Source organism: Pseudomonas mandelii (assembly GCF_024138395.1).
GTDB classification, from domain to species: domain Bacteria; phylum Pseudomonadota; class Gammaproteobacteria; order Pseudomonadales; family Pseudomonadaceae; genus Aquipseudomonas; species Aquipseudomonas mandelii_E.
The window spans coordinates 37,250-59,781 of sequence record NZ_JAMYDU010000020.1 but is presented as its reverse complement, the minus strand read 5'-3'; the positions used below and the strand labels follow the sequence as shown (position 1 = coordinate 59,781).

The following is a 22,532-nucleotide window of genomic DNA, read 5'->3' as shown; positions in this document are numbered from 1 at the left end:
ACAATTAACGCTGTGTTCAAAAATAACGTCCTGAATATCGTTGTTTTCATGCTTCTGTCGCCGATTATGCCGGTTCCAGAAATGCATTCGGCGCTGTGTTCAACAGCGCCGTGTGTGATTACTTGATCAGGCCAACCCGCGAGAAATTCGGCAGGTGACTGAGTTTGGGTTCCGGCCAGCTCATCCAGACTGCGAAGGCCTTGCCGACGATATTCTTGTCGGGAACCATGCCCAGCAGATTCTTGGGAATACTCGGATCATCCCAGTAGCGACTGTCGTTCGAGTTGTCGCGGTTGTCGCCCATCATGAAGTAGTGCCCGGCAGGCACGGTCCACGAACGATCCGGCGCTGCGCGGTAGCGGCTCATTTCCTTGCGGATAAGGTGCTCGGCGATGCCGAGTTTTTCCTTGTAGAGCTCGGCGCTGCCCAGCGTGCCCGGCTCGGAGCCGACCAGTTGCTCGGCGATCGACTCACCGTTGACGAACAGACGTTTGTCGGCGGTGTAACGAATCTGGTCACCCGGCAGGCCCACCACACGCTTGATGTAATTGACGTTCGGGTCGCTCGGGTAGCGGAACACCATCACATCGCCGCGCTGCGGATCACCGACTTCGATGACTTTCTTGTCGATCACCGGCAAGCGGATCCCGTAAGAAAATTTATTCACCAGAATGAAGTCGCCGACGTCCAGGGTCGGTTTCATCGAGCCGGAAGGAATCTGGAACGGTTCCACCAGGAACGAACGCAGCACCAGCACGATAAACAACACCGGGAAGAACGACTTGCCGTATTCGACCAGCAGCGGCTCTTTGTTCAGTTTCTCGACCACCACCATGTCAGCCTGGCTGACGCTACCCTGGTAAGAGTTAATGGCAGCCCGGCGCCGTGGCGCCAGGAACAGCAGATCGAGCAATGCCAACAGGCCGCAGACGAACACGGCGATGACCAGCAACAGCGGGAAATTTAGTGACATAGGACCTAACTATCCAACCTGAGCACTGCAAGGAAGGCTTCTTGTGGAATCTCCACGTTACCAACCTGCTTCATGCGTTTTTTACCGGCCTTTTGCTTTTCCAACAGCTTGCGCTTACGGCTAACGTCACCGCCGTAGCATTTGGCCAATACGTTCTTTCTGAGTGCCTTGACGGAAGTCCGCGCAATGATCTGCCCGCCGATGGCGGCCTGGATCGCGACGTCGAACATCTGGCGCGGAATCAGTTCTTTCATCTTCTCGGTCAACTGGCGACCTTTGTAGTGCGCATTGTCGCGATGCACGATCAGCGCCAGGGCGTCGACCTTGTCACCGTTGATCAGCACATCCAGTTTCACCAGATTAGCTGATTGATAACGATCGAAATGGTAATCCAGCGAAGCATAGCCACGGCTGGTGGATTTCAGACGGTCGAAGAAGTCGAGGACCACTTCGTTCATCGGCAAATCGTAGGTCACTTGAACTTGCGTACCGAGGAACAGCATGTCGTGCTGCACGCCACGTTTTTCGATACACAGGGTGATGACGTTACCCAGGTGCTCTTGCGGCACAAGGATATTGGCCCGCACGATCGGCTCGCGCATGTCTTCGATCGATGACAGGTCCGGAAGCTTCGACGGGTTATCGACGTAAATCGTTTCACCGGTTTTCAGCAACAGCTCGAAAATGACCGTCGGTGCCGTGGTGATCAAGTCCAGGTCGTACTCGCGCTCCAGGCGCTCCTGGATGATTTCCATGTGCAGCATGCCGAGGAACCCGCAACGGAAGCCGAAGCCCAAGGCGTCGGAGCTTTCCGGGGTGTACTGCAAGGACGAGTCGTTGAGCGTGAGCTTTTGCAGCGCTTCACGGAAATCTTCGAAGTCGTCGGAGCTGACCGGGAACAGACCGGCATACACCTGCGGCTGAATGCGTTTGAAGCCTGGCAGCACGTCAACGTCGGGCGTGGAGCTCAAGGTCAGGGTGTCGCCGACCGGTGCACCGTGAATGTCCTTGATGCTGGCAATGATGAAGCCCACTTCACCGGCCTTCAGGTCAACGGTAGGAGTGTGTTTCGGGTTGAATACACCGACGCTGTCCACCAAGTGGATCTTGCCGGTGGATTTGACGAGGATCTTGTCGCCCTTCTTCACACGACCGTGACGCACGCGCACCAGGGAAACAACACCCAGGTAGTTGTCGAACCAGGAGTCGATGATCAACGCTTGCAGCGGATCTTCGTAGTTGCCGGTCGGCGCAGGAATGGTGTGAACCAGGCGTTCGAGCACTTCATCGACGCCCAGGCCAGTCTTGGCAGAGCACTCGACCGCATCGGTGGCATCGATGCCGATGATTTTTTCGATTTCTTCTTTGACGCGGTCCGGATCGGCCTGTGGCAGGTCGATCTTGTTCAGGACCGGCATGACTTCCAGGCCCTGCTCGATCGCCGTGTAGCAGTTGGCAACCGACTGCGCTTCAACGCCCTGACCGGCATCGACCACCAGCAACGCACCTTCACAGGCCGCCAGCGACCGGCTGACTTCGTAGGTGAAGTCAACGTGGCCGGGGGTGTCAATGAAGTTCAGCTGGTACTTGATGCCATCGCGGGCAGTGTAATAAAGGGTGACGCTGTGGGCCTTGATGGTGATCCCGCGTTCACGTTCCAGGTCCATGGAGTCCAGCACCTGGGCTTCCATTTCGCGCTCGGCAAGGCCGCCGCACATCTGGATGAAGCGATCGGCCAGCGTCGACTTGCCATGGTCAATGTGGGCGATGATGGAGAAATTGCGGATATGACTCAAATCACTCACGGATCAACACTCAAAAAGGCTGCAGGCATAGCCCGCCGAAAAATAGCCGGGAATTGTACCTGATCCACGGCGCAAGCGTCACGTTCGCAGGTCAGACGGCGCTTACAAAAACGCCCCGGTCTTGCGACTGGGGCGTTTTGAGTGACAAGCCACATCGGGAATAACCCGCGATCAACCAGCCCGGCGCAACAACCAGACCCCGGCCAGGGCACAGACACCGGCCGGTACCAGCACCGCAAACAGCGGCGAAAAACCGAATACCAGGCTCGAAGGCCCGAGCAAATCCTGGACGATGCGGAAGGTGAAGCCCACCAACACACCGGTAAAGACCCGCTGACCGAGGGTCACCGAACGCAGCGGACCGAAGATGAAGGAAATCGCCATCAGCACCAATGCGGCGGTCACCAGCGGCTGCAACACCTTGACCCAAAATGCCAGCCAGTACCGACCGTTGCTCAGGCCCTGATCAGCAAGATAGTGGATGTAACTCCACAGACCGCTGATCGACAGTGATTCAGGCGCCATCACCACAGTGCTCAGCAGTTGCGGGCTCAGGGCTACTTCCCAACGCTCCACCGGAGTCGTCACCACTTCGGTGTTCTTTTCATGGAACAACGTGGTCGTGACATCGCTCAGTTGCCAGTGATCCGTGTCGAATTCCGCGCGCTTGGCGAAGCTCGAAGACAGAATGTGGCGTTGATCGTCGAAGCGATAACGGGTCACGCCATATAACAGACCATTGGGTTGCACGGAGTTGACGTGAATGAACTCGTCACCCTGACGGTGCCACAGACCGTGCTTGGCGCTTTGTGCATCGCCACTGCCCTGGGCCAGCGAGCGGTTGGCCTGAGCGGTGACTTCCGTGGCCGGCGCGACGTATTCACCGATCACCAGTCCCACCGCCATCAAAAGCAACATCGGCTTCATGACAGCCCAGACGATTCGACCGAGCGACACGCCGGCCGCGCGCATGATGGTCAGTTCGCTGTGGCTGGCCAGGCTGCCGAGGCCGATCAGGCAACCGATCAGAGCCGCCATCGGCAACATGTCGTACAGACGGCGCGGCGCAGTCAGCAGCACATAGCTCAGGACATCCGCCAGCGTGTAGGTATCGCTGACGTCGCCCATCTCATCGATGAAGGCAAACAACGTTGCCAGACCCAGAATGATCCCCAGTACCGCCAGGATCGCCATGAACACGCTGCTACCAATGTAGCGATCGAGCTTATCCACGGGCCACCTCCAGCGCACTGCGGCGACTTGCCATCTTCAAGCGCAACGGCTCCCAATACAGCAAGCCCAGACCGATGGCCAGGAAGATCGCATGCACCCACCACAAGCCCAATGCTGCCGGGATCTTGCCCTTTTCGAGGGCGCCGCGAGCGGCAATCAGGATGGTCAGGTAAGCCATATAAAGAAGAATCGCCGGCAGCAGCTTGAGGAAACGGCCCTGACGCGGGTTGACCCGCGACAGCGGCACCGCCATCAGGGTCACGATGAAGACCAGCAACGGCAGAGACAGACGCCATTGCAGTTCGGTGCGGGAACGAATGTCATCATTGCCCAGCAGGGAGCGGGTGGTCATCGCATCGCGGTCGGTGACTTCGTCGCTGACGTCCGGCTTGGGCAGCAATACGCCGTACTCGTCGTATTTGATGGCGCGGTAGTCGGCCTGACCCGGATTACCGTCGTAGCGGTAGCCGTTGTCGAGAATCAGATACCGATTGCCGTCGGGGCGAATTTCCTGGCGGCCCTTCTCGGCCACCAGCACGGAAATCCCGCGATCCTTTTTGTCGGAACTTACATTCTTTTGCGAAATGAACACGCCGCCCAGATTGATGCGGTCATCCGACAATTGCTCGGTGTAGGTCACCCGGGTACCGTCGCGCAAGGCCTGGAAGCGGCCTGGCTCGAGGGTATCGAACTCAGTCAGTGCGTCCTGTTTGTTCAGCAGCAGCTGGAACTGGTTGGCACCTTGTGGCGCCAGGCTCAGGCTCAACCAAGCCACCACTAGCGCAACCAGCGTGGCCGGAAACAGGGTGATGCGAAACAGCCGTTGCTGGCTCATGCCGGTGGCCGACAACACAGTCATTTCGCTGTCGAGGTACAGACGACCGTAGGCCAGCAGGATTCCGAGAAACAGCCCCAAAGGCAGGATCAACTGCAGGAAACCCGGCAGACGGAAGCCCATGATCAGGAACAGCGAGCCCGGATCCAGAGCACCAGCGGCCGCTTGGGCGAGGTATTTGATGAAGCGTCCGCTCATGATGATGACCAGCAGCACGGCGCTGACGGCGCTCAAGGTCAACAGGACTTCGCGGGATAGATAACGGAAGACAATCAAACCAGACACTCCAGGGTTGTCAGGCTAAGCGGCCAAACAAACAAACGTATCGGTCGGTCCGCAGGGCAGAGCCGCCGAAAAAGATGGCGCATTATCCTGTGATTGGGTGCGCCTGTCACTGCGCATGCTCAAGCAGATACCTGAACCACCGAAGTTCGTACGACCGAGGGTTGTCAGGCGCCATTAGCGAGGTTCAAACTGCGGCCTTTGTCGCTGGCACTGCTACCTGCGTCTTTCTACTTATAAGCAAGTCCTCTGCGCGTCGCGCATTTTGACCATTAATTCAGGGACCCGGACATGGAACTGGTTGTAAAGAGTGTTAGCCCGGAAACGTTGAAGACCGCCACCTTGGTGGTCGCCGTCGGTGAAGGCCGCAAACTCGGCATCGTTGCCAAACAACTCGATGAGCTGAGCGGTGGCGCCATCAGCGCGGTACTCAAGCGCGGCGATCTGGCAGGCAAAGTCGGCCAGAGCCTGTTGCTGCACAGCTTGCCTAACCTCAAGGCCGAGCGCGTGTTGCTGGTGGGCGTGGGCAAGGATGACGAACTGGGCGATCGCCCGTTCCGCAAAATCATCGCCGGCATCCTCAACACCCTTAAAGGCCTGGGCGGCAGCGATGCAGTACTGGCCCTGGATGAAGTCGTGGTCAAAGGCCGCGACAGCTATGGCAAGACCCGCCTGCTGGCCGAAACCCTGGTGGATGGCGAGTACACCTTCGACCAGTTCAAGAGCCAGAAAGCCGAGCCGCTCACCCTGAAGAAAATCACCTTGGTGACCATCAAGGCAGCACAGGCTGAAATCGAACGCGCCGTGGCCCACGCCACCGCGATCGCCAACGGCATGGCCTTCACCCGTAACCTGGGCAACCTGCCGCCAAACATCTGCCACCCGACATTCCTGGGCGAGCAAGCCAAGAACCTGGGCAAAGAATTCAAGAGCCTGAAAGTCGAAGTCCTCGATGAAAAGAAGATCAAGGATCTGGGCATGGGCTCGTTTTACGCCGTCGGCCAGGGCAGCGCCCAGCCGCCGCGCCTGATCGTCATGCAATACAACGGCGGCAAGAAATCCGAGAAGCCCTACGCGTTGGTTGGCAAAGGCATTACCTTCGACACCGGCGGCATCAGCCTGAAACCGGGCGCCGGCATGGACGAAATGAAGTACGACATGGGCGGCGCCGCCAGCGTGTTCGGTACCCTGCGTGCCGTGCTTGAGCTGAACCTGCCGATCAATCTGGTGTGCATCCTGGCTTGCGCCGAGAACATGCCGAGCGGCAACGCTTCGCGTCCGGGCGACATTGTCACCACCATGAGTGGCCAGACCGTGGAAATTCTCAACACCGACGCCGAAGGCCGTCTGGTGCTGTGCGATGCCCTGACCTATTCCGAACGCTTCAAGCCGCAAGCCGTGATCGACATCGCCACCCTGACCGGTGCTTGTGTCGTCGCACTGGGTTCTCACATCTCGGGCCTGCTGGGCAACAACGACGAGCTGATCGGCCAACTGTTGAGCGCCGGCCAATCCGCCGACGACCGCGCCTGGCAACTGCCGCTGTTCGATGAGTATCAAGAACAATTGGACAGCCCGTTCGCTGACATCGCCAACATTGGCGGCCCGAAAGCCGGCGCCATCACCGCTGCCTGTTTCCTGTCGCGCTTCACCAAAAACCTGAACTGGGCGCACCTGGACATCGCCGGCACGGCCTGGACCAGCGGCGGCAAGGACAAGGGCGCCACTGGCCGTCCGGTTCCCCTGCTGACCCAATACCTGCTGGACCGCGCCAAGGCCTGAAACCGATGACCTTGAGCAGCATCACTTCCCTGTGATGCTGCTCAAGGCTCAGGAACCGCAATGACCAAAGTCGACTTCTATATCCTGCCCAGCGCCGATCCTTCGGCACGGCTGGATTTCGCCTGCAAACTCACTGAAAAAGCCTGGCGCATGGGTCACCGCATTTACCTGCACTGCAGCGATGACGCCCAGCGTGATGACCTCGATGCGCGTTTGTGGGCCTTCAAGGGCGAAAGCTTCGTGCCTCACGGTCCCGCTGAAAGCGAGCCGGAGGGTTTAATTGTCCTGGGTCTTGGCGATGACTGCGGTCAGCATCAGGATCTGTTGGTCAATCTGGACCTGAAAGTCCCGGTATTTGCCAAACAGTTCGCCCGCGTGGCGGAAGTGGTGGTGGAAGATCCGACGATTCGTTCGGCTGCACGGGAGAGTTTCCGTTTCTACCGTGAACAGGGCTATCCTCTGCAAGATCACCGTTTACAGCGACTCTGAGCATTCCGATGGACACTCCAAAACCGCAGCAAAAGTCCGCGCATCTGCTGGATGACCTCGAGTCGATCCGCCAACTGCTCGGCGATGACAACCTGCAACCGCCCTTGCTGACCGACACGGTCATTGAGGGTGATCAGGAACAGATCCCCATGCTGTTCGACACGGTCGGCAATGCGCCGCAGCCGGCCGAAACGACACCGCCGCCCGCCCCGGCCGCGCAACCGTCGCCCGCCGCCAGCAAAGGCCCCGATGCCCTGCTGCACCTGGACAGCGAACTGCGCGCCGCCGCGCTATTGATCATGCAAGACGTGATCGACGACTTCGCCCCGCACATCGAAACCGAAATCAAACGCCGTCTTGATGCGCGGATGGAACGGTTGCTCAGTCAGTACGAATAAACACCACCATTCTAATGTGGGAGCGGGCTTGCTCGCGAAGAGGCCGTAACATTCAACATTAGTGTTGGATGATAGGCCGCCTTCGCGAGCAAGCCCGCTCCCACATTGTTTTTGTGCAATGCCTGATGGTCAGCTCATCCCGCGATCAACTCGCCCTACGCCCCATGCCCCGCTATACTTGCCGGCTTTTCCTGAATAAATGCCAATAGGGTCCCGCCGCGCATGGATAAGACCTACCAGCCGCACGCCATTGAAACTTCCTGGTACAACACCTGGGAGTCTGAGAATTACTTCGCCCCGCAAGGCGCGGGCGAGTCTTACACCATCATGATCCCGCCGCCGAACGTCACCGGCAGCCTGCACATGGGTCACGGCTTCAACAACGCGATCATGGACGCCCTGATCCGTTTCCGCCGCATGCAGGGTCGCAACACCCTGTGGCAGCCGGGTACCGACCATGCCGGTATCGCCACGCAAATGCTGGTGGAGCGTCAACTCGAAGCCCAGGGCCAGAATCGCCATGATCTGGGCCGCGAAAAATTCCTCGAGAAAGTCTGGGAATGGAAGGATCAGTCCGGCGGCAACATCAGCCGTCAGATCCGCCGCCTCGGCTCGTCCGTGGACTGGAGCCGTGAGCGCTTCACCATGGACGACGGTCTCTCGGAAGCGGTTAAAGAAGCGTTCGTGCGCCTGCACGAAGACGGCCTGATCTACCGCGGCAAGCGTCTGGTCAACTGGGACACCAAGTTGCACACGGCGATTTCCGACCTCGAAGTGGAAAACCACGACGAGAAAGGTTTCCTGTGGAACCTGAAGTACCCGCTGGCTGACGGCGCCAAAACCGCTGAAGGCAAGGATTACCTGATCGTCGCGACCACGCGTCCGGAAACCATGCTCGGCGACGCCGCCGTGGCCGTTAACCCGAACGATGAACGCTACAAAGCCCTGATCGGCAAATTTGTCGAGCTGCCACTGGTTGGCCGCCGCATCCCGATCATCGCCGACGATTACTGCGACCCTGAATTCGGCACCGGTTGCGTGAAAATCACCCCGGCCCACGATTTCAACGACTACGAAGTCGGCAAGCGCCACAACCTGCCGCTGCTGAACATCTTCGACAAGAACGCCAATGTTCTGCCCGCAGCCCAGGTGTTCAACCTGGATGGCACGCTGAACACTGAAGTCGACGGCAAGCTTCCAGCCGAATACGCCGGCCTGGACCGTTTTGAAGCGCGCAAGCAGATCGTGGCAGCATTCGACGCCGCCGGCCTGCTGGTCAGCGTCGACGATCACGCCCTGAAAGTGCCGAAAGGCGACCGCTCCGGCACTATCATCGAGCCGTGGCTGACCGATCAGTGGTACGTCTCCACCAAGCCATTGGCCGAGCCGGCCATCGCTGCGGTTGAAGACGGCCGCATTCAATTCGTGCCCAAGCAATACGAAAACATGTACTTCTCGTGGATGCGCGACATCCAGGATTGGTGCATCAGCCGTCAGCTGTGGTGGGGCCACCGGATTCCGGCCTGGTACGACGAGTCGGGCAAAGTCTACGTGGGTCGTGACGAAGCCGAAGTACGTGCCAAGAACAACCTCGGCCCGGACGTTGCGCTGCAACAGGACAACGACGTTCTGGATACCTGGTTCAGTTCGGGCCTGTGGACTTTCTCCACGCTCGGCTGGCCGGAGCAGACCGAATTCCTGAAGAAATTCCACTCCACCGACGTGCTGGTGACCGGTTTCGACATCATTTTCTTCTGGGTTGCCCGGATGATCATGCTCACCATGCACTTGGTGAAAAACGAAGACGGCACACCGCAGGTTCCGTTCAAGACCGTTTACGTGCACGGTCTGGTTCGTGATGGTCAGGGCCAGAAAATGTCCAAGTCCAAGGGCAACGTCCTGGACCCGCTGGACATCATCGACGGTATCGAACTGGAAGAGCTGGTGCAGAAACGCACCTCCGGCTTGATGCAGCCGAAACTGGCGAAGAAGATCGAGAAGCAGACCCGCGACGAGTTCGCCGACGGCATCGCCAGCTACGGCACCGACGCCCTGCGCTTCACGTTCTGCTCGCTGGCATCGACCGGTCGCGATATCAAGTTCGACATGGGCCGCGTCGAAGGCTACCGCAACTTCTGCAACAAAATCTGGAACGCGGCGCGCTACGTGCTGGACAAGGGCGAAGACTGCGGTCAGAACGGCGAAGCCTACGAGTTGTCCCTGGCGGATCGCTGGATCATCTCGCAGTTGCAACGCACCGAAGCCGAAGTGACTCGTCAGCTCGATCAGTTCCGTTTCGACCTGGCCGCACAAGCCTTGTACGAGTTCATCTGGAATCAGTATTGCGACTGGTACCTGGAACTGTCCAAGCCTGTGCTGTGGGACGAAAATGCACCGGTTGAACGTCAGCGCGGCACTCGCCGCACGCTGGTTCGGGTGCTGGAAGTCGCGTTGCGTCTGGCGCATCCGTTCATGCCGTTCATCACCGAAGAAATCTGGCAGCGCGTCGCGCCGCTGGCCGGTATCGAAGGCAAGACGATCATGTTGCAACCTTGGCCAGTGGCCAACGAAGCACGTATCGATCAGGGCGCCGAAGACGACATCGAATGGCTCAAGGGCCTGATGCTCGGCACGCGCAACATCCGTGGCGAAATGAACATCGGTCCAGGCAAGCCGCTGAACCTGTTCCTGAAAAACGTCAGCGCCGAAGATCAGCGTCGTCTCACCGAGAACGAAGCGCTGCTGAAGAAGCTGGCGCGTCTGGAATCGATCACCGTTCTGAAGGCCGGCGAAGAAGCACCGCTGTCCGCCACCGCTCTGGTTGGCGAGATGGAAGTGCTGGTGCCAATGGCCGGCCTGATCGACAAGGACGCGGAGCTGGCTCGTCTGGACAAGGAAATCCTGCGTCTGCAGGGTGAAGTTCAGCGCGTCGGCGGCAAGCTCTCCAATGCCGGTTTCGTCGACAAGGCCCCGGCCGAAGTCATCGAGAAGGAACGCGCCAAACTGGCTGAAGCCGAACAGGCTTTGGGCAAGCTGGCCGAGCAGCATGCGCGGATTGCCAGTTTGTAATTGGTAAATCGCAATGAAAGAGGGAGGCCCGCAACGGCCTCCCTTTTTTTACCCGCCCTTTTCGCTTTCTGTAGGAGCGAGGCTTGCCCGCGAAGGTCGCGACGCGGTTAAACAGACATACCGCGTTATCGTTCTTCGCGGGCAAGCCTCGCTCCTACGGGATCCCCCGCGCTGCCATTGTCTGTGGGACAATACCCGCCACTTTTAGCCATACCCGAATCGACAACGCCCATGAACGCCCCCCGCACACCAAGACCTGCGCGCAAGAAGCCTGACTCCGCTACCCCGGTCAAAGCCGTGGAACCCCGCGAGAAGGCCAGCCTGCACCCGCGCAATCGCCATCAGGGTCGTTACGACTTCCCGGCGCTGATCAAAACCACGCCGGAACTGGCGAAGTTCGTGATCATCAACCCGTACGGCAAGGAAAGCATCGACTTCGCCAGCCCGGACGCGGTTCGGGTGTTCAACCGGGCGTTACTCAAATCGTTCTACGGCATTGCCCATTGGGACATCCCGGCCGATTACCTGTGCCCACCGGTGCCGGGCCGCGCCGACTATGTGCATTTCCTGGCCGACCTGCTGGCCAGCGTCAACGACGGCGAGATCCCTCGCGGTGCGCCGGTCAAGGTGCTTGATATCGGCATGGGTGCCAACTGTGTCTATCCGTTGATCGGCTACAGCGACTACCGCTGGCACTTCCTCGGTTCGGAAATCGACCCGACGGCCGTGGCTGCCGCCAAAGCCATCGTGCAGTCCAACGGGCTGAACAAAGCCATCCAGCTGCGCCAGCAAAGCAATCCCAAGCACATTCTGCTGGGCCTGCTTGAACCTGGCGAACGCTTCGACCTGACCATGTGCAACCCGCCGTTCCACGCCTCGATGGACGAGGCAACCAAGGGCAGCGAGCGTAAATGGCGCGCACTGGGCCGCGCCGACCCGAAACGCAAACTGCCGGTGCTGAACTTTGGCGGCCAATCGGCCGAATTGTGGTGTGAAGGCGGCGAAGCACGGTTTGTGACGCAACTGATCGCCGAGAGCGCGCATTTTCAACACAAAGTGCTTTGGTTCAGCACCCTGGTCTCGAAAGCCTCAAACCTGCCTGCGATCCAGACGGCACTGAAAAAGGCCGGCGTACTGGAGAGCCAGGTGGTGGAAATGTCTCAGGGGCAGAAGCAAAGCCGCTTCGTCGCCTGGACCTTCCAGACCAAATCCGAACAGCAGGTCTGGCGCGAACGTTGGGCGCGTAAAAGCTGATTAGCTGACCGACGTAGATCAACTGTGGGAGCGGCGGTGCGACGATTCGACTTCTCGCGAAGGCGGTGTGTCAGTCGAATTCAATAGTGACTGACACACCGCCTTCGCGAGCAAGCCCGCTCCCACATTGGTCATAGGGTGTTACGGGTAAATCGCAGACACAAAAAAACCGTGCCCGGATTGCTCCGGAGCACGGTTTTTTTCTACAAATCTTACTTGTTAACAGCGTCGGTCAGGCCTTTGGCCACAACCAGCTTGATAACTTTCTTGGCAGCGATTTCGATGGCAGCGCCAGTCGAAGGGTTGCGGCCGGTACGGGCAGGACGCTCAGTCACTTTCAGCTTGCCGATACCTGGCAGGGTGATTTCGCCGCCGTTTTCCAGCTGATCAGCAACGATTTGGCCCAGTTGGTCCAGAGCGTTACGCGCGGTGGTTTTTGGCGCGTCGATAGCTTCAGCGATGTCGGCGATCAGTTGGTCTTTAGTAAGAGCCATGTAATGTTCCTTCCCTATCAAATTCATATGGATTGCAGAGTGCAGTGTCAGCCATCGAGCCCGATCTTCTGGATCTGGCACCCTCGGCCATAACCACGACGAGTCGGGGTATAGATACCGAAATCAGGGTTTGGTTCGACCTGACAAATGCTGAATGCACGCTTAACGCAGTGACTTCGCGTAAGACCGGGCAAAACTAGCACAGAGACGGGGAAATATCCGCCTCTAGCTACCCATTTGGTCAGCTTTATTGCTCTAAATCGGCAAAAAACTGCATAAGGGCCGGCGGACAGCTGCAAATTGCCCTTGGCGCCACGCCAAAACCAGTGGTTGCGGTACACTGAGCGCTTTTTGGGGGAGCACGCCCTCCTCTCTTCAATCAGCCGAGAAGCCCATGCCGATCCGTCATTGCATCGTCCACCTGATCGACAAAAAACCCGACGGCACACCCGCAGTTCTTCATGCCCGCGATTCCGAACTGGCCGAGTCCAGCGCCATCGAGTACATGCTTGCCGACCTCAACGAGAGCTACAACGCCAAGCAAGGCAAGGCCTGGGGTTTCTTCCATGCCGAGTCCGGGGCGCATCCGTTCAGCGGCTGGCTGAAGGAATACCTCGACGGCGGCAAGGACTTCACAGCCTTCAGCCGGGTGGCGGTGGAACAGCTGCAAAAGCTGATGGAAGAGTCGAACCTCTCTGTGGGCGGCCACGTGCTGTTTGCGCATTACCAACAGGGCATGACCGATTACCTGGCCATCGCCCTGCTGCACCACAGTGAAGGCGTGGCAGTGACCGATCAACTGGACGTGACCCCTTCGCGACATCTGGACCTTGGCCAGTTGCATCTGGCGGCGCGAATCAACGTCTCCGAGTGGCAGAACAACAAACAGTCCAAGCAGTACATCTCGTTCATCAAAGGCAAGAACGGCAAAAAGGTTTCGGAGTACTTCCGCGACTTCATCGGCTGCCAGGAAGGCGTCGACGGCCCCGGCGAAACCCGCACCCTGCTCAAGGCCTTCAGCGACTTCGTCGAAAGCGAAGACCTGCCGGAAGAATCCGCGCGCGAAAAGACCAAGACCCTGGTGGATTACGCCAGCAGCCAGGCAAAAATGGGCGAGCCCATGGGCCTGAAAGAGTTGTCGGAGCTGATCGACGAAGAGCGCCCGAAAGCGTTCTACGATCACATCCGCAACAAGGACTACGGTCTGTCGCCCGAGATCCCTGCGGATAAGCGCACCCTGAACCAGTTTCGCCGCTTCACCGGCCGCGCCGAGGGCTTGTCCATCAGCTTCGAAGCGCACCTGCTGGGCTCGAAGATCGAATACGACGAAGAAGCCGGCACGCTGATCATCAAAGGCCTGCCGACCCAATTGACCGACCAGCTCAAGCGGCGCAACTGATGCTCGGCGGCGTATTGAAGAAATGCTTGCTGATCCTGCTGGTGGTCGTTGTTTACCAGAACTGGGGCAAGATCGAGCGGGTGTTCGACCCCTCGCAGGTGGTGTCCGAGCAGACCCAGGCCAAGGCCAACGTCGTGCTCTATACCACCGAATGGTGCGGCTACTGCAAGCTGACCCGGCGCTTTCTCGACCAGAAGGGTATTCCGTACAAGGAATTCGATATCGAGAAAGATGCCCAGGCTCGCAAAGCCTACGAAGCGCTGGGCGGACGCGGGATTCCGCTGATCGATGTCAACGGGACGTTGATTCGCGGGTATGACCCGGACAAGGTTCTTGCGGCGCTGAAATAACTCTTCAGACCGGCACCGTCCCTTGTGGGAGCTGGCTTGCCTGCGATAGCGGAGTATCAGGCAACATCAATATTGCAGCGCGGACCTCATCGCAGGCAAGCCAGCTCCCACAGGTTAGTGCATGACCAGAAAATGAGTGGTTAGCGCCTACTGCGCTTCGATGCGAAACCCGAACCGCGGAAAGTGCACATGCACAACGCCGGCCCGCTCGTCTTCGCGACGTAGAATCAACTCTTCGCTGCCCGCAAACAACAACTCACCCGCCACCGGATCAACCCCATAATCCGTCGCGGCAATCACCACTTGCTGACCAACCTCGAACCCGTTCGGCTCCTCGAACTGCTCATCCGGCAACGCAGCCGGTGTGGCATTGCGCGCGACCTCAAGCGCTTCTTCAGAAGTCATCTCGCTGAACGCGCCATGACCAAAGCCCATCACCCGGCCAAACCACGCCGACACAGCCGGATAAGCATCCACCAACGGTGACGTCACGTGCGTCGCTTTGAGGAACCACAGCGAGTGGACCAGGGCAAAGTCGGCAATCGACGGCTCGCCGAACAGGAAGTCACCCTGTTCGCGTTGAAGCTGCTGCTCCAGACGCGCCATGATCGTTGGCCACTGATGCCGAGCCTGCTCGGCGGACAACCGTGTAGCGCTGCCACCGCTGAACAAGCCGGCGCGATCGGCCAGGAACCCCTTGATCGCTTCCGGCGACAACTTGCCAAAGCGCACCGCCACCGACGCTGGCTGGAACACCAGGCTGACCGCATGCTGGAACACTACTGAATCGGCCCACGCTGCGAAGGTCGCGGTGATCATTTCCTGGCCTTCCGGGAAGAATGCCGGCAAGGCTTTTTCCTGCTCCAAACGACGAGCCATCAGCGCGGTGTCGCAATAGACATCAGCACCAATCTGCAACACCGGCGTCTTGCGGTAACCGCCGGTTAACGCCGTCAGATCGGGCTTTGGCATCACTGGCGAGATGTTCACCGAGCGCCAGGACAGCCCCTTGAACCCCAGCAGCAAGCGGGCCTTTTCGGCGAAAGGGGACGTCGGGTAGTGATGAAGAATCAACTCGGACATGCTCGGCTCCGCCGCTCGGATAAGGAGCCAGCAGCTTAGCGCGCAATCCGCAAGCGGCCTACCCATCTGCCTGATGGGCGCTTATCAGTCAGATTGATAAGCCAGCAGCCGCGCTCGCCACCAAACATTCCTTGGCGCTTTTCTTGAGTTTTTTGATCAATCGTTCCTGGCGCAATGCTTCGCTTTTGTCGCGACAGACTTCGGTGTAGACCAATGCCACGGCCGGGCTGGACAGGAAGAAGCGCGCGCCTTTGCCACTTTGGTGGGTGGCGAAGCGGCGGACGGGATCGTCGCTGATCCCGCAGTAGAGCGAACCATTGGCCGCGCGAACGAGGTAGACGAACCAGGGTTTGCTGACGGGCAGAGGCGGTTCGGCGGCAATGTCGGAAGATTCGCTCGAGGTGTTCACGTGACGATCAAGGCTTGTAGGAAACAAGCCGCGATCTTATCAGCGACTGGCCTGAAATGCCTTCAGCCCCTTCAAGGCCTGAGCACGAACGGCGTTTCTCACCACCGGCGTCCAGCCCAACAACAGCCCTTTGAAACCCAGCGCCTGACGCGACCAGCGCCACAGGTCAAAGCTGTCGTGATGCTCGCAGATCTTGCCGTCGCGAAACACGAAACGCGCCTGGATGTCGTTGACCACGGTATTGCCGGTCTGGCTGAACAGGTAGGTCGCCACCCAATGGGCACCGCCCGTGCGCTCATCGCTGCGCACGTTATCGAAGGTCAGGGAGAAGTCCTTGGCCCGGGTGGTGAGCATGCGCCACATGTCGCCGGCATCGCGACCGCGCAGCTCGCCGAACGCCGGATCACTGAACACCACGTCGTCGGTGTAGCAGGCACTCATAGCCTCGGCATCAAGCCGCTGGAAGGCTTGGTAGAACCGGTTGATCAAGGCGTTGTGGGCATCACTCATGGGTAGGCTCGCTGGGTTGCAAAGTGGCGTCGAAAGATTGCCTGCACCATAGTCAACAAATGCGCAGAACACTATCGGCATTCGTGGCCCGAATACCGACAGTGCGCAAAACGTCAGACTTTCTCGCTTTGAACCTGGACGTACAACGAACGTCCGGCACCGAGGCCAGCGATGATCGCGCCGAGGCCGATGACGCCGAAAATCCAGCCCAAGGCGCTCCAGCCGCCGGTCCAGTCATGCACCACACCGACCGCGAATGGCCCCATGGACGCTAGGGTGTAACCGAAGCCCTGGGCCATGCTCGACAGGTTGGCCGCGACATGCGCGTCCCGCGAGCGCAGCACGATCAGGGTCAGCGCCAGGCTGAACGTGGCGCCCTGCCCCAACCCCAGCAAGATCGCCCACCCCCACAGGCCGTCGATTGGTGCGTAGAGGCAACCGAACAAACCGCCGAGGGTCATTGCCATGACGATCACGATCGCCAGCCGCTGATCCTTGCCGCGCGTCGCCAGCCAGGGGGCTGCCAGCGAGCTGATCAACTGGACAATCACCGAACCCGACAACACCAGACCGGCCTGGGTTGGTGTCAGACCGCGGCCGATCAGAATCGACGGCAGCCAGCCAAACACGATGTAGGCCAAAGACGATTGCAGGCCCATGTACAAGGTCACCTGCCAGGCCAGCGGATCACGCAACAGCCCTCGGACCCGAGAGGCAACATGATGCGCGCCGTGTTTCTGGCCGACTTGCGGGAGCCAGAAAATCGCCGCGACCAACGCTGGAACCACCCAGAAGCCGAGACCCAAGGCCCAGCTTTTGTCGAAGTGTTCGCTCAACGGCACGGTTGCCCCAGCCGCCATGGCCGCGCCCAGGCACAGTGCCATGGTGTAGACACCGGTCATGGTGCCGGCCTGTTTCGGGAAGTCGCGTTTGACAATACCGGGTAGCAGCACGCCGATCACCCCGATGCTGGCGCCGGCCAGCACGCTGCCGGCGAACAGGCCGACCTCACCAAACGAACTGCGCAAAATGATCCCGCCGGCCAGCATCAGAAGAATCCCCAACACCACGCGCTCGGCACCAAAACGTCGCGCCAGCACCGGCGCCAATGGTGCGAACAGACCGAGGCAAAGTACCGGCAAGGTCGTCAGCAACCCGGCTTGGGCGGCCGATAGCCCCAGCGTCTTCGAGATTTCGCTGAGCATCGGCGCCATGCTCGACAGCGCCGGACGCAGGTTCAGCGCCACCAGAATCAGGCCGAGCAACAGCAACCATGGCCGCTGAAGGACCGGGTGAGTTTGCTGAACCTGTTCGTCATCGGCCTCGGCGTCGATCAACAGCTCTTCGAGTTCCGCCGTACGCTTGAGCTCAGTGCTGCTGTTGCTGGCCTGCTGGGTGGACATGGGGTTCTCGGTTTCAAGGTTCATTGATCAACTGCCTCGACAGGGCTTTGGCCCGTTCCGGGTCGCGTTGCTCGACGGCATCGAGCAGTTCGACATGAAGGTCGAACACCGCTTGGCGTCGAGGTGAGATGTTCAGGGTCTGGCGCAAGTGCGCGCCGACGATGCTGGAGAAATAGCGATACAGCTCGCTGAGTGTGGGGTTGTGCGCCGCATCCACCAGTCGACGGTGAAACACCAGATCGCAGGCGATGTAGGTGTCGAGATCGCCGTGGTAGTGACTGCCGCTGACGCCTAGCGCCTCGCGCAATGCCACCAGGTCTTCATCGGTGCGGCGTAACGCCGCGAGGCCGATGGCTTCGACTTCCAGAATGTGCCGGGTTTCCCGAGCCTGTTCCTGAGTGCAACGGGACAGCGCCTTCATGGTGTCCAGCGGATCAATCACCGCCCTCAGATAACTGCCGTCGCCCTGGCGAATCTCGATCAACCCGGAAAACGCCAACACACGCATCGCTTCACGCACGGTATTGCGACTGATGCCCAGCTCAGTCGCCAGTTCCGGCTCGGTGGGCAAGCGCTGGCCGACCGTCCAGACGCCTTGATTGATGCGCAAGCGCAACTGGTCCAAGGCCTGATCGACCAGGGATCGTTTAATTAATGGAGAAATGTCTGACATGGAGTTCGCCATTTCATCCAATCATAGGATGAATTTTCTGACATGTTAGTCAGCTTCGTGTAGGACGGCAACCGCCTACGGTCAGAGAGGAGGGAATGGAGCGGGATTTTCGATTAGTCAAAATTACCCTTTAAGGGTAATTTCTAGAATAGGTTCAAGGTTTCTTATGGAGAAGCACACACCCCATTACAACCTGGTGGTGATCAAGGAGGATGTCAGGCGGCTCGGGAAAAACGCGTTTACCAAAACGGCACGGAAAAACGGCAGAGACCTGGGCTTTAGCATCAGGGAAATGCAAGAGGTCATTTTCGAATTGCACAGCAAGATGTTGTACAAATCGATGACTACCTATGGCGATCATCGGATTTGGCAAGACGTGTACCACATCACTTCGCACGATCTGGAGATTTACATCAAGGTCACTTATTGCTCAGGCAGTGAACCTCCGGTGATCTCCTTCAAGGAGAAAAACCCATGAATACAAAACAATGCTTCAGCTGCGGCGCGCGAGAGGGAATGAGGCACTTCGAAGGTCGCGGCGAAACCATGAGCGTCAAGGGAATGGAGCGCCGGGTCGATGATTTATCCGGATGGGAGTGCCAGGCATGCGCAGAAGTCATACTCGACCCCGGTTGCTCGGAGCGCTATTCCGATGCGTGCGACGAGCTGGTCATCGCCGGCAGACAAATGATCGGCAACGAAATGAAGCGCATACGCCGCAAACTGCATCTGTCGCAAAAAGAAGCGGTACTCCTGCTGTCTGGCGGCGGGCACAACGCGTTTTCCCGTTACGAGCGCGGCGAATTACTCCCGCCCAAGGCGCTGATGGTGCTGATGCGCTTGCTTGATCGCTATCCGCACTTGCTCGCGGATGCGAGAACCCTGGGTGAAGGGGCGGACTTGAGGGGATTCAAGGATACGGTGCACAAGGAACATGAAACGCTCACCGTGTCCTGAGCAACAGAAGTACAAAAACAAAACCCGGCGCGAGGCCGGGTTTGTTTTTGCGAGTCAGTCTGCCATCAATGCAGAATCTGGCTCAGGAACAGTTTGGTACGCTCATTCTGCGGGTTGTCGAAGAAGTCGTTTGGCGCGGCCTGTTCGACGATTTCACCCTTGTCCATGAAGATCACGCGGTTGGCCACGGTACGGGCGAAGCCCATTTCGTGGGTTACGCAGAGCATGGTCATGCCGTCTTCGGCCAGGCCGATCATGGTGTCCAGAACCTCTTTCACCATCTCTGGGTCGAGTGCCGAAGTCGGTTCGTCGAACAACATGATTTTCGGTTTCATGCACAGGGCACGGGCAATCGCCACACGCTGTTGCTGACCGCCAGACAGTTGCCCCGGGTATTTATGCGCCTGCTCCGGAATGCGTACGCGCTCCAGGTAATGCATGGCGATTTCTTCGGCCTTGCGCTTGGGCATCTTGCGTACCCACATCGGCGCCAGGGTGCAGTTCTGCAGGATGGTCAGGTGCGGGAACAGGTTGAAGTGCTGGAACACCATGCCGACTTCACGACGGATCGCTTCGATCTGCTTGAGGTCGTTGGTCAGCTCCACGCCATCGACCACGATGCGGCCCTGCTGGTGTTCTTCCAGACGATTGAGGCAACGGATAGTGGTGGATTTGCCGGAACCCGACGGACCGCACAAAACGATACGCTCGCCTTGCTTGACGTTCAGGTTGATGTCTTTCAACACGTGGAACTGGCCGTACCACTTGTTCACGCCCTGCATCTGAATAATGCCTTCAGGGCTCACAGGCTGTTTGATCGCTTCACTCATAAACTACGCTCCTAACGCTTGTGGCCAGTGTCCAGCTTACGTTCCAAATGCATGGAGTAGCGGGACATACCAAAACAGAAAATCCAGAACACCAGGGCTGCGAACACATAGCCTTCAGTGGCCATGCCCAGCCATTTCGGGTCGGCGGCGGCTTGCTTGACGCTGTTGAGCAGGTCGAACAGGCCGATGATGATCACCAGGCTCGTGTCCTTGAACAGCGCAATGAAGGTGTTGACGATGCCAGGGATCACCAGCTTCAGGGCTTGCGGCAGAATCACCAGGCCCATGCTGCGCCAGTAACCGAGGCCCATTGCTGCAGCCGCTTCGTACTGACCTTTGGGGATCGCTTGCAGACCGCCACGCACCACTTCAGCGATATAGGCCGACTGGAACAGGATCACGCCGATCAGTGCCCGCAGCAGTTTGTCGAAGTTCATGCCTTCAGGCAGGAACAACGGCAACATCACCGAAGACATGAACAGCACCGTGATCAACGGCACGCCGCGCCAGAATTCGATGAAGGTTACGCAGACCACACGAATCGCCGGCATATTCGAACGCCGGCCCAGGGCCAGAACGATACCCAGCGGCAGTGCGCCGACGATACCGACAGTCGCGATCACCAGGGTCAGCATCAGGCCGCCCCACTGGCTGGTTGGCACTTCGGTCAGACCGAACCAGCCACCGTGCAACAAGGTGTAGGAAATGATCGGATAGAGCACCAGAAAGCTCAGCCCGTAGATCGCCTTGCGCGGGAAGCGCGAGATGAACAACGGTGCCACGCCGATGACCGCCAGCCACACGGTCAGGTCCACGCGCCAGCGCAGGTCTGTCGGGTAGTAGCCATACATGAACTGGCCGAAGCGCTGCTGGATGAACACCCAGCAGGCGCCCTCCTTGGTGCAGTCGGCGCGGGTGGTGCCGACCCAGTTGGCGTCGAGAATCGCCCAGCTCACGATAGGCGGAACTATCAGGTAAATCAGATAGAACGCGAACAGCGTCAGCAGCGTGTTGATCCAGCTGGAGAACATGTGCGCCCGCATCCACGCCACGATACCGATGCTACTGCTCGGTGGTGGCATGTCGGGTTTGAAAGTATGAGTCGTCATGCGCTTTTCCTTACCGCTCGATCAGCGCAATGCGCTTGTTGTACCAGTTCATCAGCAGGGAAATGCTGATACTGATCGCCAGGTACACGCTCATGGTGATGGCAATGACTTCGATCGCCTGCCCGGTCTGGTTCAGCACCGTACCGGCAAACAACGAGACCATTTCCGGATAACCGATACCGGCCGCCAGCGAGGAGTTTTTCGCCAGGTTCAGGTATTGGCTGGTCAGCGGCGGAATGATCACGCGCAGGGCTTGCGGGATGATCACCTTGCGCAGGGTCGGACCGTTACGCAGCCCCAATGAGTGGGCCGCTTCGGTCTGGCCATGGCTGACCGACTTGATGCCCGAACGCACGATTTCGGCGATAAACGCCGCGGTATACACCGTCAGGGCCAAGGTCAGCGCCAGCAGTTCCGGGATCAGCACCCAGCCACCGACGAAGTTGAAGCCCTTGAGCTCCGGCATTTCCCAGTGCAGCGGCGCGCCGAAGATCAATGCGCACAACGCAGGGATCACCAGGAACAGCGCCAGGCCTACCCAGAATTTGTGGAACGGTACGCCGGTCGCTTCGAAACGCTTGTTGGCCCAGCGGCACATCAACACGATCGCGACGATCGCCACGACCACACTCACCACAAACGGCCAGAAACCATCCGCCGCCAACGCTGCGGGCATGTTCAGGCCGCGGCTGCTGACGAAGAAGGTATCGCCGAAGTTATGGCTGTTGCGCGGCCCTGGCATGGTCAGGAACACGGCGAAGTACCAGAACAGGATTTGCAGCAGCGGTGGAATGTTACGGAAGACCTCTACATACACCGTCGCCAGCTTGGCAATGATCCAGTTCTTCGACAGCCGTGCCACACCGACGATGAAACCAAGGATCGTCGCCAGGATCACACCGATAAAGGTGACCAGCAGGGTGTTGAGCAGGCCGATGACGAACACTCGGGCATAACTGTCCGATTCGGTGTAGTCGATCAGGTGCTGAGCGATGCCGAAACCGGCACTGCGCTCAAGAAAGTCGAAACCCGAGGTAATGCCCCGGTGCTGGAGGTTGGTTTGCGTGTTGTCGAACAGAAACCAGCCTAGCGAGACCACCGCCACAATGGTGATGATCTGGAATACCCACGCACGCACTCGTGGATCGCTGAGGCTGAGCCTCTGCTTTGGTGCGCCGATTGAATTTTGCATGAA

22 protein-coding genes are annotated in these 22,532 nt (G+C 58.9%); 9 read left to right on the top strand and 13 right to left on the bottom strand.

Annotated elements, in window-relative coordinates:
• Positions 1-118 precede the first annotated feature (118 nt).
• The 4 genes from lepB to lptF all read right to left on the bottom strand — a co-directional run bounded on the left by lepB (position 119) and on the right by lptF (position 5,122).
• Complete coding sequence (lepB, locus tag NHU87_RS22720) at positions 119-973, bottom strand: signal peptidase I (protein WP_008073129.1); 855 nt, start codon at positions 971-973, stop codon at positions 119-121.
• A 5-nt stretch (positions 974-978) separates the two neighbouring features.
• Positions 979-2,778 (bottom strand): translation elongation factor 4, encoded by a 1,800-nt coding sequence (lepA, locus tag NHU87_RS22715; RefSeq protein ID WP_253552654.1) that lies wholly within the window; start codon positions 2,776-2,778, stop codon positions 979-981.
• 171 nt (positions 2,779-2,949) lie between these two features.
• Complete coding sequence (lptG, locus tag NHU87_RS22710; RefSeq protein ID WP_253552653.1) at positions 2,950-4,011, bottom strand: LPS export ABC transporter permease LptG; 1,062 nt, start codon at positions 4,009-4,011, stop codon at positions 2,950-2,952.
• Positions 4,004-5,122 carry an LPS export ABC transporter permease LptF gene (gene lptF / locus NHU87_RS22705; RefSeq protein WP_253552652.1) on the bottom strand — a complete coding sequence of 373 codons (1,119 nt, stop codon included), beginning with the start codon at positions 5,120-5,122 and terminating at the stop codon, positions 4,004-4,006. The genes lptG and lptF overlap by 8 nt, the downstream gene beginning before the upstream one ends.
• Before the next feature lie 297 nt (positions 5,123-5,419).
• Between lptF and NHU87_RS22700 the strand changes: the two genes are divergently transcribed.
• From NHU87_RS22700 to rlmF, 5 genes are all read left to right on the top strand, one after another.
• Positions 5,420-6,910, top strand: coding sequence for a leucyl aminopeptidase (locus tag NHU87_RS22700; protein WP_253552651.1), 1,491 nt, complete (start codon positions 5,420-5,422; stop codon positions 6,908-6,910).
• Between the two features lie 60 nt (positions 6,911-6,970).
• Positions 6,971-7,399 (top strand): DNA polymerase III subunit chi, encoded by a 429-nt coding sequence (locus NHU87_RS22695; RefSeq protein WP_253552649.1) that lies wholly within the window; start codon positions 6,971-6,973, stop codon positions 7,397-7,399.
• Between the two features lie 8 nt (positions 7,400-7,407).
• A complete protein-coding gene (locus tag NHU87_RS22690; RefSeq protein WP_253552647.1) occupies positions 7,408-7,797 on the top strand; it encodes a DNA polymerase III subunit chi in 390 nt (129 codons plus the stop codon).
• A 222-nt stretch (positions 7,798-8,019) separates the two neighbouring features.
• Positions 8,020-10,866, top strand: a complete 2,847-nt coding sequence (locus tag NHU87_RS22685; RefSeq protein ID WP_253552646.1) for a valine--tRNA ligase — start codon at positions 8,020-8,022, stop codon at positions 10,864-10,866.
• Between the two features lie 231 nt (positions 10,867-11,097).
• Positions 11,098-12,120, top strand: coding sequence for a 23S rRNA (adenine(1618)-N(6))-methyltransferase RlmF (rlmF, locus tag NHU87_RS22680; protein WP_253552645.1), 1,023 nt, complete (start codon positions 11,098-11,100; stop codon positions 12,118-12,120).
• 212 nt (positions 12,121-12,332) lie between these two features.
• On the opposite strand, the gene NHU87_RS22675 is transcribed toward rlmF, so the two are convergent.
• Positions 12,333-12,614 carry an HU family DNA-binding protein gene (locus tag NHU87_RS22675; RefSeq protein WP_007905514.1) on the bottom strand — a complete coding sequence of 94 codons (282 nt, stop codon included), beginning with the start codon at positions 12,612-12,614 and terminating at the stop codon, positions 12,333-12,335.
• A 394-nt stretch (positions 12,615-13,008) separates the two neighbouring features.
• Here NHU87_RS22675 and yejK point away from each other — a divergent pair, with 394 nt between their 5' ends.
• Positions 13,009-14,013, top strand: a complete 1,005-nt coding sequence (yejK, locus tag NHU87_RS22670; RefSeq protein WP_253552644.1) for a nucleoid-associated protein YejK — start codon at positions 13,009-13,011, stop codon at positions 14,011-14,013.
• Complete coding sequence (locus tag NHU87_RS22665; RefSeq protein WP_253552643.1) at positions 14,013-14,363, top strand: glutaredoxin family protein; 351 nt, start codon at positions 14,013-14,015, stop codon at positions 14,361-14,363. Before yejK ends, NHU87_RS22665 begins: the two co-directional genes overlap by 1 nt.
• 147 nt (positions 14,364-14,510) lie before the next feature.
• Here the strand turns inward: NHU87_RS22665 and NHU87_RS22660 are convergent, their stop codons facing one another.
• From NHU87_RS22660 to NHU87_RS22640, 5 genes are all read right to left on the bottom strand, one after another.
• Complete coding sequence (locus NHU87_RS22660) at positions 14,511-15,446, bottom strand: glutathione S-transferase family protein (protein WP_253552642.1); 936 nt, start codon at positions 15,444-15,446, stop codon at positions 14,511-14,513.
• A gap of 88 nt (positions 15,447-15,534) precedes the next feature.
• Positions 15,535-15,855, bottom strand: coding sequence for a GIY-YIG nuclease family protein (locus NHU87_RS22655; protein WP_253552641.1), 321 nt, complete (start codon positions 15,853-15,855; stop codon positions 15,535-15,537).
• Between the two features lie 39 nt (positions 15,856-15,894).
• Positions 15,895-16,365 carry a nuclear transport factor 2 family protein gene (locus NHU87_RS22650; protein ID WP_253552640.1) on the bottom strand — a complete coding sequence of 157 codons (471 nt, stop codon included), beginning with the start codon at positions 16,363-16,365 and terminating at the stop codon, positions 15,895-15,897.
• A 113-nt stretch (positions 16,366-16,478) separates the two neighbouring features.
• A complete protein-coding gene (locus NHU87_RS22645) occupies positions 16,479-17,792 on the bottom strand; it encodes a CynX/NimT family MFS transporter (protein ID WP_253552637.1) in 1,314 nt (437 codons plus the stop codon).
• Entirely contained in the window at positions 17,782-18,441 is a 660-nt protein-coding gene (locus NHU87_RS22640) for a FadR/GntR family transcriptional regulator (protein WP_038981661.1), read from the bottom strand. The genes NHU87_RS22645 and NHU87_RS22640 overlap by 11 nt, the downstream gene beginning before the upstream one ends.
• Positions 18,442-18,607: 166 nt before the next feature.
• On the opposite strand from NHU87_RS22640, the gene NHU87_RS22635 reads away from it, so the two are divergent.
• Both NHU87_RS22635 and NHU87_RS22630 read left to right on the top strand, forming a co-directional pair.
• Positions 18,608-18,919, top strand: a complete 312-nt coding sequence (locus NHU87_RS22635; protein ID WP_048395423.1) for a type II toxin-antitoxin system MqsR family toxin — start codon at positions 18,608-18,610, stop codon at positions 18,917-18,919.
• A complete protein-coding gene (locus NHU87_RS22630; protein WP_253552635.1) occupies positions 18,916-19,398 on the top strand; it encodes a type II toxin-antitoxin system MqsA family antitoxin in 483 nt (160 codons plus the stop codon). The genes NHU87_RS22635 and NHU87_RS22630 overlap by 4 nt, the downstream gene beginning before the upstream one ends.
• A gap of 65 nt (positions 19,399-19,463) precedes the next feature.
• Here NHU87_RS22630 and NHU87_RS22625 read toward each other — a convergent pair whose 3' ends face one another.
• From NHU87_RS22625 to NHU87_RS22615, 3 genes are read right to left on the bottom strand one after another with little or no spacing between them, the layout of a single operon-like run.
• Complete coding sequence (locus NHU87_RS22625; protein WP_008053474.1) at positions 19,464-20,228, bottom strand: amino acid ABC transporter ATP-binding protein; 765 nt, start codon at positions 20,226-20,228, stop codon at positions 19,464-19,466.
• An 11-nt stretch (positions 20,229-20,239) separates the two neighbouring features.
• Positions 20,240-21,337, bottom strand: coding sequence for an amino acid ABC transporter permease (locus tag NHU87_RS22620; RefSeq protein WP_253552634.1), 1,098 nt, complete (start codon positions 21,335-21,337; stop codon positions 20,240-20,242).
• A gap of 10 nt (positions 21,338-21,347) precedes the next feature.
• Positions 21,348-22,529 (bottom strand): amino acid ABC transporter permease, encoded by a 1,182-nt coding sequence (locus tag NHU87_RS22615; RefSeq protein WP_217854427.1) that lies wholly within the window; start codon positions 22,527-22,529, stop codon positions 21,348-21,350.
• Between the last annotated feature and the right edge of the window lie 3 nt (positions 22,530-22,532).